The 16,778-nt window shown below is 44.6% G+C and carries 17 protein-coding genes; 7 read left to right on the forward strand and 10 right to left on the reverse strand.

Annotation, left to right across the window (positions count from 1 at the left end):
- Positions 1-68 precede the first annotated feature (68 nt).
- From GA520_RS09630 to GA520_RS09640, 3 genes are all read right to left on the reverse strand, one after another.
- Positions 69-491 (reverse strand): cytochrome c3 family protein, encoded by a 423-nt coding sequence (locus GA520_RS09630; protein ID WP_163336809.1) that lies wholly within the window; start codon positions 489-491, stop codon positions 69-71.
- 193 nt (positions 492-684) lie between these two features.
- The gene (gene ccsB, locus GA520_RS09635) at positions 685-1,533 is read right to left on the reverse strand and encodes a c-type cytochrome biogenesis protein CcsB (RefSeq protein WP_163336808.1); all 849 of its coding nucleotides are present in this window, start codon (positions 1,531-1,533) and stop codon (positions 685-687) included.
- Positions 1,534-1,604: 71 nt separating this feature from the next.
- Positions 1,605-2,918: a cytochrome c biogenesis protein ResB gene (locus GA520_RS09640; protein WP_163336807.1), complete on the reverse strand. Its 1,314-nt coding sequence runs from the start codon at positions 2,916-2,918 to the stop codon at positions 1,605-1,607.
- Positions 2,919-3,248: 330 nt separating this feature from the next.
- Between GA520_RS09640 and GA520_RS09645 the strand changes: the two genes are divergently transcribed.
- The 3 genes from GA520_RS09645 (at position 3,249) to GA520_RS09655 (ending at position 4,297) form a co-directional block, all read left to right on the forward strand.
- Entirely contained in the window at positions 3,249-3,569 is a 321-nt protein-coding gene (locus GA520_RS09645; RefSeq protein WP_163336806.1) for a Rieske (2Fe-2S) protein, read from the forward strand.
- Positions 3,570-3,778: 209 nt separating this feature from the next.
- The gene (rpmB, locus tag GA520_RS09650; protein WP_163336805.1) at positions 3,779-3,973 is read left to right on the forward strand and encodes a 50S ribosomal protein L28; all 195 of its coding nucleotides are present in this window, start codon (positions 3,779-3,781) and stop codon (positions 3,971-3,973) included.
- Between the two features lie 30 nt (positions 3,974-4,003).
- Positions 4,004-4,297 (forward strand): hypothetical protein, encoded by a 294-nt coding sequence (locus GA520_RS09655; protein ID WP_240910076.1) that lies wholly within the window; start codon positions 4,004-4,006, stop codon positions 4,295-4,297.
- 171 nt (positions 4,298-4,468) lie between these two features.
- Here GA520_RS09655 and GA520_RS09660 read toward each other — a convergent pair whose 3' ends face one another.
- Positions 4,469-5,935: a DNA integrity scanning protein DisA nucleotide-binding domain protein gene (locus GA520_RS09660; RefSeq protein ID WP_163336804.1), complete on the reverse strand. Its 1,467-nt coding sequence runs from the start codon at positions 5,933-5,935 to the stop codon at positions 4,469-4,471.
- Between the two features lie 121 nt (positions 5,936-6,056).
- Here GA520_RS09660 and GA520_RS09665 point away from each other — a divergent pair, with 121 nt between their 5' ends.
- Complete coding sequence (locus GA520_RS09665) at positions 6,057-6,554, forward strand: DUF523 domain-containing protein (RefSeq protein ID WP_163336803.1); 498 nt, start codon at positions 6,057-6,059, stop codon at positions 6,552-6,554.
- Between the two features lie 148 nt (positions 6,555-6,702).
- Positions 6,703-7,314, forward strand: a complete 612-nt coding sequence (locus GA520_RS09670) for a LysE/ArgO family amino acid transporter (RefSeq protein WP_205749211.1) — start codon at positions 6,703-6,705, stop codon at positions 7,312-7,314.
- Positions 7,315-7,326: 12 nt separating this feature from the next.
- Here GA520_RS09670 and GA520_RS09675 read toward each other — a convergent pair whose 3' ends face one another.
- From GA520_RS09675 to GA520_RS09685, 3 genes are read right to left on the reverse strand one after another with little or no spacing between them, the layout of a single operon-like run.
- Entirely contained in the window at positions 7,327-7,707 is a 381-nt protein-coding gene (locus GA520_RS09675) for a hypothetical protein (RefSeq protein ID WP_163336802.1), read from the reverse strand.
- Positions 7,708-7,740: 33 nt separating this feature from the next.
- On the reverse strand, positions 7,741-8,658 hold the full coding sequence (locus tag GA520_RS09680) for a helix-turn-helix transcriptional regulator (RefSeq protein WP_163336801.1): 918 nt from the start codon (positions 8,656-8,658) through the stop codon (positions 7,741-7,743).
- A gap of 50 nt (positions 8,659-8,708) precedes the next feature.
- Positions 8,709-10,712, reverse strand: a complete 2,004-nt coding sequence (locus tag GA520_RS09685; RefSeq protein WP_163336800.1) for a ribonuclease catalytic domain-containing protein — start codon at positions 10,710-10,712, stop codon at positions 8,709-8,711.
- 296 nt (positions 10,713-11,008) lie between these two features.
- On the opposite strand from GA520_RS09685, the gene era reads away from it, so the two are divergent.
- Positions 11,009-11,923, forward strand: coding sequence for a GTPase Era (era, locus tag GA520_RS09690; protein WP_163336799.1), 915 nt, complete (start codon positions 11,009-11,011; stop codon positions 11,921-11,923).
- Between the two features lie 180 nt (positions 11,924-12,103).
- Positions 12,104-13,627, forward strand: a complete 1,524-nt coding sequence (locus GA520_RS09695; RefSeq protein WP_163336798.1) for a serine hydrolase — start codon at positions 12,104-12,106, stop codon at positions 13,625-13,627.
- Between the two features lie 114 nt (positions 13,628-13,741).
- Here GA520_RS09695 and GA520_RS09700 read toward each other — a convergent pair whose 3' ends face one another.
- The 3 genes from GA520_RS09700 to GA520_RS09710 are packed head-to-tail and all read right to left on the reverse strand — an operon-like array spanning position 13,742 to position 16,775.
- Complete coding sequence (locus GA520_RS09700; RefSeq protein ID WP_163336797.1) at positions 13,742-14,125, reverse strand: DUF1992 domain-containing protein; 384 nt, start codon at positions 14,123-14,125, stop codon at positions 13,742-13,744.
- A gap of 4 nt (positions 14,126-14,129) precedes the next feature.
- Positions 14,130-15,440, reverse strand: a complete 1,311-nt coding sequence (locus GA520_RS09705; RefSeq protein ID WP_240910075.1) for a S41 family peptidase — start codon at positions 15,438-15,440, stop codon at positions 14,130-14,132.
- A 60-nt stretch (positions 15,441-15,500) separates the two neighbouring features.
- Positions 15,501-16,775, reverse strand: coding sequence for a murein hydrolase activator EnvC (locus GA520_RS09710; protein ID WP_163336796.1), 1,275 nt, complete (start codon positions 16,773-16,775; stop codon positions 15,501-15,503).
- Positions 16,776-16,778: the final 3 nt, after the last annotated feature.

Genomic DNA, 16,778 nt, shown 5'->3' on the forward strand with positions numbered 1-16,778 from the left:
TAGAATAAAAAAAAGGCTGCACTCCTTTTCGGAATGCAGCCTTTTTTATCAAATGCAGGAGAATAAAGTTACTTCTTCGGATGACAGGTAGAACATTTTTTAAGGTCTTTCTTTGCTGCATCTTTTTTAGCTACTTCTTTGTGACATTCAAGACAATTGCCGTGGGCAGCACCTTTAAAGGTGTCGAGCTTAAGTTTTCCTTTTGTCTTGCCACCAAGTTTTTCCGGATTGTGACAAGACTCACACTTGCCAATCTCCTGACCTTCAACGTAAGCGACTTGCTTACCTTCTGCGTCCATGCCGTGGTGGCAATCAGCACATTTCAGAGCATCCTGATGGGCTTTGTGTGGGAAAATTGCTGGCTTCGGTTTTTTTGAATCAGTGGTCTCAAGCTTCATTTCTGCTGGTCCTGTTTCGGAAGCCAGTGCCAGATTAAAGCCAGCCAGAACAAAACATGCTGCCGCTGCTGCAACTACGATCTTTTTGATCATGGTAATGTCCTCTTCGGTTAGTGTTTGTATTACGAGCGCTATGCTCGAACCTATCGAAATTACCTACTTATACCGATAAAGTACATGTTTGTCAAACGGTGGTTGAGTCAGCTATCTACCAGTAATGATTACCAACTTGGATGATTTGGAGAGGGTATGTAGTGCTAGTGTGTTAAAAAAACTCTGCAATTTATCAACTTGATCCATAACTGTGTAGTCCTGAAAGAAGAAAATTTACACCGTAATAGGTAAACAGAACGGAAATAAATCCCAACAATGCCAGCCAGGCGATACGACCCCCGGACCAGCCACGAGTGTAACGTGCATGCAAGGTCACGGCATATACAAACCATGTGATAAGTGACCATGTTTCTTTCGGATCCCAGCTCCAGTAAGTTCCCCAGGCAGAATTAGCCCAGATCGCCCCGGTGATGATACCTGCGCTCAACCATAAAAAACCAAAAACCATGGTTTTATGGGTAATGTCATCTATTACCTTAAAATCAGGAAGTCTTGAGAGGACAGATTTTTCAGAATCAGAACCAAAATGATATTTAAGAAGGTACATGAGTCCAAGACCAGCAGCAACGGCAAAAGCGGCGTATCCGATAAAGCAGGTAACCACATGGGCTATGAGCCAGTTCGATTGCAAGGCCGGAACAAGTGGGTTGATTGTCTTATTAATATTGGTGGACAGAGAAGCGTACATCATGGCCACTGCTGCGAATGGGACGGCAAAAGCACCTATTATCTTTGTTTTGAACTTCCATTCAATAATCAGGTAAATAAAAATAATGGTCCAGGCAAAGAATACGACCGATTCGTACATATTGGTGAGAGGTGCGTGACCGATGCCCATCTGATATGATTCCTGCCAACGCAGACCGATACCAACTGTCTGAATAATTAAAGCTCCAGCGGTAAAGAGAGTTGCAGCAAGACCGAGGTTTTTCTCAGCCTTGAATATAAATATAAAAACATACAGGAGAGTGGAAAACAAATAAGTAAAAGTTGTTATTCCAAGTAGTTGTGAACTATCCATTAGTAATACTCCCAAAAATTCAGTGTAGTGATAGAGGTCGTAAATCCTGAATTGGTATTATGGTATTTTTTTTAGTTTATCTCTTTCCGGATGGCTGCTTTTAGTTCCTGAAATGATTTTTCAAACCCAATCTTGTTTTTGTTGGCGGTTCCGGAAAGTAAAAGAGTTTCGGAATTATCCTTACTAAAGAATATCCACACACGCCTGTGTGAGAGAAAGAACGCTGCGTAGAGGCCCGCCATCATTAACAGACAGCCGAGATAAACGATCCACACTCCTGGGTCTTTGGCAACCTGTAACCCTGTGGCATACATCTGCTTAGTTGTGATGGTGACTGGGGATCCATTCAGGTCAAAGGTCATTTCCTCGCCGTTTTTGAGCCATTGTACCACTGGCTCGTTGGCATCACTCTTTATCCACAGTTTCATTCGCACCACACGATCTCGAATGGCCTCCGCATTAACGACACCAAAAACGAGCCCTTTTTCATTCCACTCCACCTGTTGCTGAAAGGGTGCTGGGAATTGCTTCACCATCTTCCCTGAGCCATCAGCAAAGGTAATGATGAAATCGCGGTATCCTTCATAGCTCGATTGATAAAAGGTGATGCCACGATGCTTGAGTGGGGCATTTACTTCAATATCCTTAGACAGGATTTCTTTACCGTCTTCGAGTATGGTGAGGCGTGACAGGTATTCTTTGGGCATACCATTGTCATAAAACTCAATTTCAAAAAGGTCGCAACGAACCTCAAAACCAAGATCAATAGCCTCGGAACTCTTTGAATTAAAGATCCGAGCGGTCTTCTTTGTTTCGGGGATCATGACGCTTCCCTTGAATCCGGTAAAATGGCCAACAATAGCACCGAGGAAGATGACCAGGATTGAGAGGTGGACGACGTAAACACCGGTGCGTGACCATCCGCCTTTCTGCCCGGCTACGAGGTATCCGTTATCTGTTTCTTTCCGGGTTACGTTATATCCACGCTTCTTAAGCAGGGAAATGGTGTCGTCATGACTCAGGTGAGTGCTTGTTGGTATGGATTCGGCAAATGCCATCTTTCTGAGTCTGTCAACCTTGAAAGAGGTCTGGTCCATTGTGATCTGTTTCCAGACAGCTGGAAATCGATCAATGGAACAGATTATCAGGTTGACACAGAGAAGACCCAGCAATCCAAGAAACCACCATGATCCGTACATGTCGGGAATATCGAGGATCTGAAAAAAGCGGGCAGTCGCTTCACCGTAACGGGATATATAGTAGTCATCCGGTTTTTGCTGAAGGACGAGAGTACCGATGACAGAAGTAAGTGCAATGGTACTAATAGTAAAAATTGCCAGTTTGACGGAGGAGAAAAAACTCCAGATTTGATTGGATTTGCTCATATAACGTTTAAATATGGGAATGATTGTTATTTTTTAAATTCTAGCTACCATGCGATACGTAAGAATGCAATGAAAAAGCAATGGGGCCGGATTGGCCTCTGGAGAGTGACGGTTACGTTTTTAGTAATGCATTTAAGCATATCAGTATTAGTGTACGGATTAAATTCAAATTGACAACCAGTTCATGGGATTTCGGACTGTATAACAATAGTACAAACCAAGCCAATGCACGGTGCCGGCTCATTATAGATGTATTATTTAAATAGTCAATGCTGCATGCGACAATGTCGTAGTGGCGGACTGGGCAAATTCGAATATGGAGATTTACAGATGGATTATGTTCGTATTGGTACTGTTAAGGATCTTGGCTCAACCAAGATTAAATCGTACAAAATATTTGGTCGTATAATCGCAGTTTTGAAGAAGGCTGACGGGAGTTATGAGGCTATTGAGGCTGCATGCAAACACCAAGGTGCCGATCTTACTACCGGAGAGCGAAAAGGGTGGACGGTCACCTGTCCACGACATGGCTGGAAGTATGATCTTGAAACCGGACATTGTCTCAATCATGATTCCCTTCCACTCAAAAAATATAATCTAAAAATTGATGGAGAGGATATTCATGTTTCGCTTCAACCTATTGAGGAATGATTAGGTGATAGGTACGGTTTTATGAAGGAGGAATTCATTGAGCAATGGTGAGACAACGGAGTTTTTATTGTTTTTAACGGCAAAATATCTTGCCAACGCCGGTAATAGTTTGTAAAAAGAACAGTTCCTGAAAGAATTTGATGCAACAAAATTGATTCATCCTTCCTGTCGGGCAGGCTTGGAAGGTGGTATATAAGGAGATATACAAAATGGCAAAGGTATGCGAAGTTTGTGGAAAGGGACCTGTAACCGGAAATAATGTTAGTCACGCGCACAACAAGACACGTCGTCGTTGGTTGCCGAACCTGAAAAGGGTTCGCATGGTTACCGAGGGTGGTGGAGTAAAGCGTGCGAAGGTGTGCACTCGCTGTATCCGTTCCGGAGCAGTAGTAAAACCTGCGTAACGTTCCGGTATAATAGAATGTAGAAGGCGAGTGGGCGACCAACTCGCCTTTTTTGTTGAGGGTGAGATGATGGCTGAAGATGAGTTGAAATTTCTTTCATATGACAAAGCAGTAGCGCTGGTGGGAGCTATCCAGGAAGAAGAGGATATTGACCGGCCTAATAAACGTATCCTTACTGTGTATAGCAATACAGATCGCGAATTATGTTGGTTTGATTTCGACGATATAATGGAAGCGGTTGGTGATGTACCTAAGGGGGAGAAGAAGGAAGCTGTTCAGAATTATATACTGAACCACATTCCGGAATGGGCCCTGGAACAGTAATTGACTGTCGCTCAATAATTTCTAGAAAAGGCTGCATAACCATTTGTTATGCAGCCTTTTTTTCTGCCTTTCCCCTGATCCTCAGCAAGCTTTGCATAGCAAGGGACACTTGCTCCATCGGATCGGGCGCTGCCGTACTGAAGAAGAGGCTAGGGTGTTGGTGTACAAAGTTTACTGGTTATCTTGATGAGTGTTGTGTTTATTAAGCCACTCCAGAAGAGAGTCTGGGAATAGGGTGCAGCTTTCATAAGGGTTGATGATAGCTCTTTTGCCGATTTCCTCCCCTCTGTAAATAACAGAAACGGGTTTGTCGGCGGAGACAACAATAACTATCGAATCCTGTCTTTTTGCAGAAAATCGGAGAGCTGAATTGTAACGTGCCCCTCGGGCGCGGTCTTCTGTTGAAATGCTGATACCGTCCAGCAGGCAGGCAAAAGCGTGGAGGCGTTGGTCGGCCATGATGTGCAAGGCCCCGTCTGTCCTTGAGAGGCCACAAGCAAGTTCAAGATGTTCAGTATGTTGCAGGTCTATCGGTTTTTCCAGGTACTGACCTGATATCTGTTGGTATTGATGTTCAAGATCAAGTACCAATGTACACCCAAAGCCGCTTGATTCAGCATTATGTACGAGGTATGAAGCTATCTGGTACAAACCGTTACGTAAAGTGGTGTCGAGATCGTAATCGAGCAGAATTTCCTCGACTTCAAAGAGTTTGGCCCGATGGGTTGTTGAGCGAAAGCTTCCGTCCTCAAAACTGCAGACCTGTTCATCGTTAATGAGTAAAAATCCTGTTTTTCCTTGGAAGTCTGCAACAAAACAAAATTCCGGTAGCTGTGAATCGCAGATACCCATTATCCTGGAGCCGTCTGAAACCAGTTTGTGGTTGCTTTGCTCCACTGCCAGCAGGAGCTTGCGTATGTGCTTGTGATTGTTAAGGAGTGGCTGCTGGTCTCCATGGAAGCGGGCAATAAAGTGCAATTGGTGAAGTAATCGTGGTTCGACGAAGACAATTTCACCAAAAGGTACGGCACCTTCTTCCGGTGTTTTTGAGATCCCGAGAATAGATTCGAGCAATGGGGAGATCTGGATACTGGAATCGGGGCCTAGGCTGAGGTTGGCGCGATCTGTCAGGTAGTCATGAACCGCATGGCTGCCGTATTCTCTTAAGAAGCTTCCGGAAATACCTGTATAAAGGGTGCTTTCATTAGCTATGTCGTGGGAAAAACGGAGCACGGCATGCTCGAGCCAACACATGGTCGGTTCTATCGAACACATGTCCGGGTGGTGTTCTGTAAACCATATTTGGTAATAAACGGAGCCGGATCGCCCCCCGTAACTGATGAGACCGTCAAGGTGTAGATCATCGACAGGGTCGATCTGGCTGTAGAGCGTACCATCGTATTTTTGTGATATTGCTGATCGCCAGGTACTATTTTCTATATAAATATCGTGAAGTTTTGGTTCGTAACCGGCGAGGAGGTTTTGTGGATCACATATAAGCAGAGGGCCCTGTTCATCAATACAGAACAAGACTGCGCTTCTGCTTGTGCCTGAAAAACGTGATAGTCCATCTCGTAAGCCGGCGAGGGTGTCGTTTATGCAGCGGCTGAGAAAGGTTTCACTATGCTTTAGGGTCATTTTGGGATCGATAGATAAGACTTTCTTTGGAGAAGTGAATTTAGTTGAAGATATAGTACCATTACCACTCATTTTATTAAAGATATCTACAGTGATTAATGACAAAACATATGAGGAGAGGATGCGGATAAAAATTCTTGTGAGCAGTTGTTTGCTTGGCAATCCTGTACGGTATAACGGAACAGCTGGAAAACTTGACAAAAACCTACAGTCATATCTGGAGGAAGAATGTGACCTGTATGCCTTGTGTCCTGAGTGCGAAGGTGGACTTGATACACCAAGACAACCTGCCGAAATATGCGAAGGGACAGGCGACGATGTGTTGGGTGGCACTGCCTGTGTGAAAACGTGTCTAGATCGAAATGTTACCGATTCTTTCATCTTGGGAGCGCAGCGGTGTGTCGAGTTTTGCAAACGGGAAGAAATCTCTATATGTATTCTTAAAGAACGCAGCCCTTCCTGTGGTAGTTCCACAATTTATGATGGTACATTTACTGGCAGGCTGATTCAGGGAAGGGGGGTGACAACAGCGATGCTGGTGAAGAATAATATAACGGTCTTCAGTGATGAAAATATCAATGAACTGATTCAGCATTTGAAACAGAATGAAACTGTATGATATAGAACTTTTCTTTCCACAAAAGTGATCTGCCGGACAACCGTAAAGAGATTAGAGGAATTAATACATAGTTAAAAAAAGTAATTATACTTCTTATTATCATCGTATTACTGTTACTGGTATTCTTCAACGAACAGGACAGGTGAATATGATGACCATTTTTTTACAAGGATTAGGGACCGGTGCAGGGCTAATAATCGCCATAGGCGCCCAGAATGCTTTCGTACTCTCTCAGGGTGTGCGGAAACAATATGTATGGATCGTCGCCATGATTTGTGCGGTGTGTGATGGTGTGCTCATCTTTTCAGGGGCTGCCGGTGTTGGAAAGATGGTGGCCACCAACTCCATCTTAAAAGAGATCACTGCCTGGGGAGGCGCACTTTTCCTGTTCTATTACGGGATTCGATCATTGCAATCAGCAATAGCCGGCGGAGCACTGGAGAGATCTGTTGAACGAGGCAAAAGTGATACTATAACTAAGGTGGTGGGGGCGACCCTTGCAGTCACCTTGCTTAACCCTCATGTGTACCTTGATACCCTGGTTTTGGTAGGCAGTATTAGCGGCCAGTTCGGTGAGCAGGGGCGATATGTTTTCGCTCTTGGAGCCAGCACAGCTTCATTCCTCTGGTTTTTTTCTTTGGGTGGAGGGGGCGTAATATTGGCCCCCGTGTTTGAAAGTGAAAAAGCCTGGAGGTTGCTTGATATTACAGTATGGTTGGTAATGTGGGGGATTGCGGTGCAGCTTTTATTGATGGATTGACAGCATCTTTAATCAAAAGCGTTTTTCAACGCTTTTGCCGGTAGCAGGATCGATATAACGCAATACTCCACGAGGTTTTTTCTGAAGAGGTGGCGACACTTTCATTGTGAGAATCTGATCCCCTGCAGAGAGATTCTTAAACAGCCACTTTACCATACCTGAGCTGGAACTGATTTTTTGGGCTGCGGGTTTTGTGCTGAGTACTTTGGTACCTTTCGGTATTCGCTGCTCAACTATCAGGCTTTGTGGTGCCTGGTTCTTAATGACTATGTGTGCTTTTATAATATTCCCCTTGGTTGTGAGGAATTTACCGCTCACCTGCTGTGCGATTGCGCTGTGACCGGACAAGAGAAAGAGAAGGCTGGCAAAGAGAAAAATAATGTGTTTTTTCATGGTAATGCTCCGATGTTATCAGTTCCACTTGGGTTAGGGGAGTATTTCATATTCTTTTTTCTGTTCATTCCACCTGTATCCTGAGCCAAGCCAGATTTCTTCAATTCGGTCGATATCCTCTCGTAACGGTTCGAATTCACCATATCTGTCATAGACTGTAAGAATCTCTGTATCGTTTATAATGTTGTCCTTATCAATATCCGCCCAATGATGGCTTCCAGTGATGATCTGGTCACTTCCTGTAATTGGTAGAGTTTTCCCTTTATCCGTGGATACCGCGAACGTGCCGGAAAAAAGTGTGATTTTCCTGGTGTCATCGGTGATGCTTGCAATATAAATATATTGAGAGTCCCTGCTGATCCTGCCAATCCATCTCAAACTGTTTTTTGCACTATTGCCAACGGGAGGAGCCTGGGGTTGCGTCGCATGTATTGCTATATTTTCAGGGATTTGTTCCTTCACGATAAGTGAAATTTGCTGACCATTACTACCGTTAATCTCAATTGTTACAGGGAACGGCTGACCGGGAATGCAGTGGGAGGGGAGGATCCTGTCAGCAGACAATCGATCACCGATTTGCGGGGTGAGGTAGAAAAATGCAAGGACCCCGGCTATGGCAAGAAAGAGAGCTGATCCTGTTAAGAAAATGAAATTTTTCCAGCGAAACGTTCTTTTATATGGTTGTGATTCTTTATTATCGGTTTTGGTTGTTTGATTATGTTCATCTGCCTTTGTCGCTATATCAGGCTGGGTATCGACAATGTCTTGAAGTTCAACTTCAAGCGCTTCGGCAAGGCGTATTCCGTTTTCTTTCTTTATGGTTGGATATCGTTTGTTCTCCCAACGGGATATTGTGTCTGTCGTGACCTGAACAGCTGTGGCGACATACAGTTGGGTTAATCCCTTTTGCTCACGAAGCTTCTTGACCCGATCCCCGTCGATTCTGATCATCAGGTTATGCGAGTTGAATTCCGTCATTGTTATGGGAGCAAGTGAGGGGGTTATGGCCAGTCGAAACGAACAGTGTTATCGAGGGGGGCAACCTTTACAACGCGGACCTTGGTTGTGGTCCCAGGGATGGGTCTGGGTCCTGCAGGCTTGGGGAGGTCTAAATCCATGAGGATTTCCGGGAGAATAAGGAATACACGCTTAGGCCCGGATTCGATGACCAGGGCATCAATGAGTTGGCCCTTGCGCTCCTCGAGATATTTCAGCAACCAATATCTGTGCCGTTGGTGCTTGACGTTGTTGGCCGCGGTTAATGTGCGACTTACGACACTTGCGTAGTCTTTGCAGACGTCTTCCCTGAAAACCGGTTCGAGGCGGCGTGAAATGGCGTTTATCTGATGCTGCATGACAAGGTCAAGGAGGCGACGAATAGGAGATGTGACCGTCGTGTAATGTGAGACTCCGAGTCCGCTATGTGGATTGGCGACTGTTAGCAGTTCGCCACGTGGCAGCTTCTTTCGCTGGCGAACGTTAAGAAACAGATCGTCATCTTCACCATGAACCAGACGTTGTTTTAGTGGGGGCTGAGAGCGAAAAAGACCAGGTACCATCCTGTCGGAAACGTAACGTGCCGCTTCGCTATTTGCCAAAATCATCATTTCGGAAACAAGCGTACGGGCCGGGGTGTCTGTTTTGCCCAGACTGACGTGTACTTTACAGTTGGTATCTATAAAAATGTTAACATCCGGGAAGGGGAGGAGCAGGGCTCCATGGTCAAGCCTTTTTTGGCGAAGTTTGGACTTGAGCATATTCAGGATACTGAGTTCTTCGTCACTCTCAATGATCGAATCGGCTTCCTCATAAGTAAGGCGGCGAGCGACCTTGATTACTGTAGGCTTTATCCTGACATTTTTTACCTCAGCATCCTTGGTGAGCAAGATCATAAAGCTAAATGCTGCACGAATCTCATTCTGGATCAAGCTGCATATTCCCTGGGAGAGGTGACGGGGCAGCATGGGGATCTGACCTTCAGGAAAGTAGATAGAGGTACCTCGCTGCATCGCCTCTTCAAAAAGAGGGGTCCCAGGCTGTACATAGTGGGCCACATCCGAGATGTGGATGCCAACGAGAAAATCTTCCCCTTTTTTTTCAACCGTGAGAGCGTCATCAAAATCGAGGGTTGTTGCACCATCTATGGTAATAGGGGAGAGGTGGGTGAAATCTGTCCTGCCGGGGTCGTCAAACAACTCCTGATGGTCGCTTTGAAGGAGAGATTCAGCCTGTTGCCGTGCAGCAAGGGAGAAGGACACGGGAAGGTCACTTTTTAAGAGCGGTATGTTCTCGTTCCTGGCCCACACTCCGGCCTTGACCAGGATATGAAACGGATCGTGTGGTCGGGTCAGCTCTGCTTCCTTGAGCATATTGCGGGTTATATCACTATTTTCCGCATCGTTTCCATACAGGTAGTAGTTGCGTAACAGCTTCAGGCATTCTTCCTGCCATCTTGTTGGAGTATCCAACATCCTGCCACTCTGCATAATGTCGGTAATAGTCTCTGCCCCTTTATGAATGAGTTCGGCCTTTTGTTTTTCTTTTTCACGTTGGAGAGAGAGTTGCTCGACCTGTTCCTTGCTGTGAACTTTAATCCTGCCTTCCTTAAATTTGAAAAACAGTTTATCTGTAAAAATACAGCGCATAAATGCGGCTATGATATCATCGTCTGCTTCCTGGCCAAATGAGAGTTCTGCCAGAAAAGCAGGATCAAAGTTCTGAGTAGACTCATCAACGGCCAGCTCCCAGATATCTTCCAATGAAATCTGTTCCATCAACAAGTTTCTTCTTTCCGTGGTTTCCTGAAGGGTTTTTACCAGCACATCCCTGCCGTTTTCGGTGGAGTGAGTGGCTTTAGAGCAATGGATGATGCGGGCAGCGGGGAGATTGACTTCTCGACAGTTCTGGTTGAAAAGATGAACGCGTTTTGGTTGCACACCTGTTACAATGGCACAGATGAATTTCCCGTTATCCAGGTATTCTATGAGTTTTCCTGTGCTGATCATTGAGTGTACGTTACCTTTATCTTATCCGGCTGAAAGGGGAAAAACCTTTTTGCCGGAAATGATTACAAGTTGAGATACTTAAATTTATATAAAAAAGAAACGATGTTTGTCGTCTCGTAATCACTCTCTTTTATGTGACGAAAAGATATCCTTGCATAAAAGAACTGCCCATAGAAAAGAAAGCATATTATACTGAATTTGACTATTCTAATTTTTGATGACAGAACCTTTTATTATAGTGTGAATCGACATTTGTGGCACTGTATTTTCTTAACCAATTGTAAATATATCAACTTATGGATTTTTTTGACAACCCCGTACGATCAGGAATGGTGGCGATAGTCGGACCGCCTAATGCAGGTAAATCGACTTTGATGAACGCGCTTCTTGGTCAGAAAATCTCTATTGTGACGCCGAAACCACAAACCACCCGCAATAGAATACTCGGCGTGGTAAACGGTGATGATCATCAGGTTGTTCTACTTGATACTCCAGGTCTTCATAAATCGAGGATTCCCCTTAATCGTGAAATGGTCAGAATTGCCATGGAATCGTTGGGAGAGGTGGATATCGTCTTATTCCTTATCGATATTTCATTGCCGCTCCCCGAAAAGATGAAAAAAGAGAGGGATAAGGAATTCGCGGGTTATATGCGGCAGGTCAAGTGTCCTGCCATACTGGTCTTAAATAAGGTCGATCTGCTTGAAAAGGAGAAACTGCTGCCGATAATAAAGACCTATTCAACATTGTTCCCGTTTGATGCGGTTATTCCTCTTTCTGCACTTAAAGAAGACGGAACAACCCAGCTACTTGAGCGGATGATCGGGATGTTGCCAATGGGGCCGAGGTATTTTCCGGAGGATATCCCGACAGATGCGACGGAACGATTTTTGGTAGCAGAGATTATAAGAGAAAAGGTTTTTCTCTCAACCGGTCAGGAAATACCTTATTCCACAGCTGTAACCATAGAATCATTCAAAGAAGATACCAGAAAAAAGCTGGTTACTATTCATGCCAATATTTATCTGGAAAGGACTTCTCAAAAAGGTATTGTTATCGGTAAGGGCGGGAAAAAACTCAAGAGTATTGGTACTGCCGCACGACTTGATATCGAGAAACTTATCGGCGAGCGGGTGTTGCTGAAATTGTGGGTCAAGATCAGGAAAAACTGGTCTCAGGATGAAAGATTTCTTAAGGAACTTGGATTTTAGGATAACTTGATCTACAGTACGTTTTTTTATTGGCTGGACAACCGGTATAGGAATATGCCCGGTTGATAAGGTTGGTAGAATATAGAAAAGGCAGAGTATCTTGAAATCAGGTACAATGCCTTTCTCTTTGTATTTATAAAATAATGATCCCCGACACGCAGTAAAAGGAATTACCGTTTCATGAGTTGTTTACAATCAATCGTGCGAATCCTCCTCCTTCTCATATTGTGTTTCGTATCCAACACGGGTATCGGCCTGTGTGCAGTGGAGAGATACGATCTCGTATATATCTGGGATACAAACCTCGATAACGTTCTCGACTATAAGGACAGACTTGAAGAGATCTTTGACGACAAGGTCAGTAAAAGGCTTAAGATTGTTGGCAAAGGGAACGAGTATGGAATTATTTACGATACAAATAATAACGTAACGAATATTATCCACGATTTCACAAGTCACGGCGAAATACTTAGAAAAGCCGGACTTGATGAAGCCTGGGCGGTAAAAGATGAAGGCTATCACGAGTTATATAACGTGAGTTATGGTCTCGGCCCGAATGTGGAAGAGTTAAAGAAAACCTATACAAAGATTTATCAGCATCTGGGTGAAGATGTCGGGAAGAATTTGTTTATAGAAAAGACCGATTCCAATAACTATACCCTCATCTATCGCCGACGCGGCGATCAGCGATCAACCACCCGTGTTGCCAGGCAACATGCTAAAATGTTGCGTAAAATCAAGGTGCGTACTTCTATCACCCGTGAAAACAATAATGAAGTAGTTTATGGGGAATCAAGCCTTTTAAACGATACGAAGAATACAGACGAGACTATCCAGGTTAAAAGTGACCCGCCGATCGTAGCCAAAGAGTCGCCAAATAAGAAAAAAGCGGCGATTAACTCGGCAAAAAAAGAAATTAGTGTATCGAGCGGGGTGGAGAGGGATGTTGAACGCCTGATAAAAAGCCTGAGAAAAAAAGGTCTTATACGAGGAGACGAACGAACCGGCTGGATGGTATATGATCTGCAAAACGACAAACCGGTTGTCGATATCAATGCGGATATATTGTTTCAAGCGGCGAGCATGATTAAACCCTTTGTGGCTTTAGCGTTTTTCCATAAGGTGAAGCACGGTACATTGAAATATGGTCCTAAAAGCCGACGTATGATGGAGGCGATGATCCAGAGGAGTTCGAATTCCGCCACCAACTGGGTGATGAAACAGGCAGGTGGCCCCGCCAGTTGCCAGCAATTGTTACGTACCCATTACCCACAGATTTTCAAGAATATAGTTATCAGTGAATATATCCCAGCCAGCGGCAGGACATATAAAAACAGTGCGATACCAGCTGATTATATCCGTTTTTTAAAGTCATTATGGAATAACGAACTGCCGTACGGGAAGGAGCTGCGACGGGTTATGGCCCTGCCGGGTCGTGATAGATTGTACCACGGCACACCAATCCCCCAGGGAACGCTTGTTTACAACAAAACAGGGTCCACGGCCCACTTGATTGGTGATATGGGTATATTGGTACCTAAAACAAGAAACGGAACGCGCCATCCGTATGCAATTGTCGGCATTATCGAAAGAAGTTCAAGGCCATCCAACTACAGCCGCTGGATGCTGACAAGGAGTAATGTGATTCGACAGGTTTCAACTCTCGTCTATAAAGATATGAAAAAGAAATACAGGTTGTTGTAGTCGCACGGTTGAGTGTTTTGGAAGGAACCACCTTGGGCTTTTTGTGACTCTGCTCTTTTTATAAAAACAGGAGCCATGTAAGTTTTAATAAAATTAGACACTTCAGATACTCGTTTAGGTCTTCTTGGAATGAAGAGTCGTTCGTTCAACAATTTTCCTGTAATAATCGTCATCGCCTGAAATAGTCGATGGCCTTGAACGGGTCGCTTCGACCTTAGCCAGGAGAACGCTCAGTTTACGCATCTGTTTAACACGGATGTGCTCGTCTTCGGTTGTAGCAATAAGCTGTTCAAGGTTTTTAATTTCCTTTCTGGCCTCAATTTCAGGTGGCAGATACCCTGCATTTTTGAGCATTTTATAGGCCATCTTCAGATCATCAGGTACCATGTGATCGTCCTGGAGTTTCAACGGTTTATTTTTCCAGCCATCCGTTTTCAGCTCGCCATTTTCGATTGCCTGCTTAATTTTCTGTTCTGCTATAAACGTTAAACAATCCATAATGCTATTTGATGGTTTGAAATTCAGAATAGAGGTTGAGACTTTTCAGGATATTGAGGGCGGTTCGAAGTTGGTTGTCTTCTCGTAAGCGTTGTTTTATTTCTTCTGTTTGGGTGAGGGTGGATGCCTGGTCTTTTTCATCGTTCCCTTCAATATGATTAGGGAGGTCTGCTTCTCGTATTCTTCCACTTTTTGTATCATCTGTCTTTGCCTCCTGATAGGCCACATAGGGGACTTCAACATCAGGTGTTATGCCCAGCGCCTGGATCGATTTTCCATCTGGTGTATAGTACCGGGCAGTTGTGACTCTAAGCCCGGCACCGGAGGGAAGGGGGATAATGGTTTGTACTGATCCCTTGCCAAATGTCTGGGTGCCGACGATTATGGCACGTTTGTGGGCCTGAAGGGCACCGGCAACAATTTCAGAGGCACTGGCTGAGCCTTCATTAACCAGGACAATGAGAGGGACGGAGGCGGCTTCTTCTCCCATGTGCGCACGAAAGGACATATTCTGCTCTTCTGTACGACCACGAGTCGAGACAATGAGGCCCTCGTTTAAAAAGGTGTCAGACAGACTCACAGCCTGGCTGAGCAGGCCGCCAGGGTTATTCCTCAAATCGAGGATGAGACCCTTAATCTGACCGATCTTCTGGAGGTTTCGCAATTCCTTTTTGTAGTCGCTGGTTGTCCGACTCTGGAAGTTGGTAACCCTGGTGTATGCCAGGGAAGGTGCTATAAAAAATGACTTAACTGATTGCAGGGGAATGATGTCGCGAACCAGGTTAAAATTTTTGGGTTCAGGCCATCCATCTCTGTGGACGCTGATGGAAACCTCACTACCTTTGGGGCCACGGAGCTTTTTAATGGCTTCCATGGCGCCCATTTCTTTGGTTTTCTGACCGTCTATCTCGACGATTATATCATGTGCCCGAAGATCGGCATCTGCAGCAGGGGTGCCCTCAATGGGGCTGATAATGGTCAGGATGCCATCCTTAATGGTGATTTCAATCCCTATTCCAGAAAACTGTCCCTGGGTTTCCTCCTGCAATTCATTAAACCCTTCAGGCTCCAGGTAGGCTGAATGGGGATCGAGTGTATAGAGTAGTCCCTTAATAGCTCCGTCGATTATGTCGTTTGTATCAATCTCTTCGACATAGTTATCCTGCAGGATGGAGAGGACATTGGCAAAGACCTCAAGTTGACTGTACGTCTTTTCCCTCTCTTTCTGGGATATATCTGCTACGGCCTGAAACGAACTCAGGAGCGTGAAGAGGAAAACGAGTATATTTAATGAATACGGCATAAAGCGTTGCATTCTTTTCTCCGGTATGCGGGGGGTGAAGCAGATTTTGTTTTGATTGATGAGAAATCCGGGCTAACCGTCAGCTTTGGGAAGCAGGTCTACGGAAAGCTGAAGGTTAGATTTACTTAACCAAAGCAATGGGTCCTGCGGCTTTTTCTTATGTCTGATCTCAAAATAAAGCCCTTCATCAATTAACATCGCAGTCTCTCCGACCTGGCCAACAACATCACCCGATTTAAGTTGTTGATCTTTTTGGGCGACAATCGTGCCAAGACGTGATGTGACAGTATAGTAATCAAAACCGTGATGTATAATTACAGTATTGCCATATCCGCGTAAATAGCCAGAAAATATTACTGTTCCGTCAGCAATTGCAAATACGTCGGTTCGATCAGGAGCCATTATGGCGATTCCCGGTGATTTTCGGGTAATACCGAGTCTGTTCACTATTTCCTGGTTGAAAGTAGTTATGACGGTTCCCTTTACCGGTGGTGGCAACTCGCCCTTGCTCAGTTTAAACTCCTGGTCAAGATAATCTTTCTTGGTTTTCAGGACATTGAGAGATGATGATAACTGTTTCGTGGCCTGTTTCATCTCCTCTACGGCTTTGTCGTAAAGCTGTTTCCGAGTTCGGATTTCTGCCAGTAACTCTTTTTTCTCCTGGCGGATCCTGTGGGTCTCCTGTTTTTCACTTAAGGTGGTGATGATAAAATCTTTTAAAAGATCATGCTCAAGGACATAAACCTTCCTGGCCTGTTCGAGGTCGTTGATTTTGGCTTTGAAGTCATTCAGTACAGAGGTGTCGTAGGCTATCATCTGCTGGAAAGCTTCGTGAAAATTCAGTAGTTCCGGAAGAGAGCTTGTAGAAAACGCGACATTGAGAAAACCGATTTTACCCATTTTGTAGTAGGCGCTTATCCGAGCTCTCAGGTGGTTTCGGACCAGTTCTTTCTCGTACTGGAGTTGGTCAATCTCTTTTTCCTTTATTTCAATTAACTGCCGCTGTTCTTCAACCTGCTCTTCAAGCTCATGAACTTTATACAGTTGTTTTTGGAGTAAGAGATCAATTTCTTCCAATTCCTTCAGGACGTTTCTTTCCTGGACTACAGTCTCCTCAGACTGGGCAATCTGACTGTTTATTCTCTGTTCGAGCCTGGATATATTGATCTGATATTTCTCGAGATTCTTCTCGATTTTCTTTTTCTCGGCAGCCCTCTTTTCTTTATTGGATAGAGTACTGAAACTTAATTGAGGAATCAGTAAAAGGATAACAAGAGTTGTTATGAGAGAGGAGAGAAGGTACCTGGGATGCCGATTATGCAGGTTATACTTTAAGCGTGTCTGCATGGA

The sequence above is a fragment of the Desulfopila sp. IMCC35008 genome (assembly GCF_010646885.2).
In the GTDB taxonomy this organism is placed as follows: domain Bacteria; phylum Desulfobacterota; class Desulfobulbia; order Desulfobulbales; family Desulfocapsaceae; genus Desulfopila.

Excerpts from the sequence above, each read along its gene's own strand:
- GA520_RS09695 (WP_163336798.1), top strand. The coding sequence starts at position 12,104 with ATGAGTTGTTTACAATCAATCGTGCGAATCCTCCTCCTTCTCATATTG.
- GA520_RS09670 (WP_205749211.1), top strand. The coding sequence starts at position 6,703 with ATGATGACCATTTTTTTACAAGGATTAGGGACCGGTGCAGGGCTAATA.
- GA520_RS09640 (WP_163336807.1), bottom strand. The coding sequence starts at position 2,918 with ATGAGCAAATCCAATCAAATCTGGAGTTTTTTCTCCTCCGTCAAACTG.
- rpmB (WP_163336805.1), top strand. The coding sequence starts at position 3,779 with ATGGCAAAGGTATGCGAAGTTTGTGGAAAGGGACCTGTAACCGGAAAT.
- GA520_RS09680 (WP_163336801.1), bottom strand. The coding sequence starts at position 8,658 with ATGATCAGAATCGACGGGGATCGGGTCAAGAAGCTTCGTGAGCAAAAG.
- GA520_RS09675 (WP_163336802.1), bottom strand. The coding sequence starts at position 7,707 with ATGAAAAAACACATTATTTTTCTCTTTGCCAGCCTTCTCTTTCTCTTG.
- GA520_RS09665 (WP_163336803.1), top strand. The coding sequence starts at position 6,057 with ATGCGGATAAAAATTCTTGTGAGCAGTTGTTTGCTTGGCAATCCTGTA.
- GA520_RS09630 (WP_163336809.1), bottom strand. The coding sequence starts at position 491 with ATGATCAAAAAGATCGTAGTTGCAGCAGCGGCAGCATGTTTTGTTCTG.
- era (WP_163336799.1), top strand. The coding sequence starts at position 11,009 with ATGGATTTTTTTGACAACCCCGTACGATCAGGAATGGTGGCGATAGTC.
- GA520_RS09660 (WP_163336804.1), bottom strand. The coding sequence starts at position 5,935 with ATGACCCTAAAGCATAGTGAAACCTTTCTCAGCCGCTGCATAAACGAC.
- GA520_RS09710 (WP_163336796.1), bottom strand. The coding sequence starts at position 16,775 with ATGCAGACACGCTTAAAGTATAACCTGCATAATCGGCATCCCAGGTAC.
- GA520_RS09685 (WP_163336800.1), bottom strand. The coding sequence starts at position 10,712 with ATGATCAGCACAGGAAAACTCATAGAATACCTGGATAACGGGAAATTC.
- GA520_RS09645 (WP_163336806.1), top strand. The coding sequence starts at position 3,249 with ATGGATTATGTTCGTATTGGTACTGTTAAGGATCTTGGCTCAACCAAG.
- GA520_RS09705 (WP_240910075.1), bottom strand. The coding sequence starts at position 15,440 with ATGCAACGCTTTATGCCGTATTCATTAAATATACTCGTTTTCCTCTTC.
- GA520_RS09700 (WP_163336797.1), bottom strand. The coding sequence starts at position 14,125 with ATGGATTGTTTAACGTTTATAGCAGAACAGAAAATTAAGCAGGCAATC.
- ccsB (WP_163336808.1), bottom strand. The coding sequence starts at position 1,533 with ATGGATAGTTCACAACTACTTGGAATAACAACTTTTACTTATTTGTTT.